The sequence below is a fragment of the Paenibacillus sp. KS1 genome (genome assembly GCF_001680695.1).
Taxonomy (GTDB): domain Bacteria; phylum Bacillota; class Bacilli; order Paenibacillales; family Paenibacillaceae; genus Paenibacillus_B; species Paenibacillus_B suaedae.
Genome location: NZ_MAIS01000392.1, coordinates 1 through 237, shown reverse-complemented (window position 1 = coordinate 237; position 237 = coordinate 1). Strand labels below are relative to the sequence as shown.

The window sequence follows — 237 nt, the reverse complement described above, 5'->3', positions numbered from 1 at the left end:
TGAGCGGCATCTTCTCCAAGCGAATGAAGTGCGAGGGGAGCATATATGACGGAAGGCCCGCCGCCAGCTTGCTTCGCATCGCCTGCGCCGTTAGCTCGCCGCTGCCCGTTACATAGGCGCACAGTTCCTGCGTTTCCCCGGTAACAACCGACACGACCGCTTCTTTGACGCCTTCAATTCGCAGCAAATGCGCTTCGATCTCGCCCAGTTCGATCCGGTAACCGCGGATCTTCACCT

1 protein-coding gene is annotated in these 237 nt (G+C 59.1%); it reads right to left on the bottom strand.

All coding sequences use genetic code 11. The annotated features are described in order from the left end of the window. The coding region (locus BBG47_RS28780) for an AMP-binding enzyme (RefSeq protein ID WP_139070870.1) at positions 1-237 on the bottom strand (237 nt) is incomplete at both ends.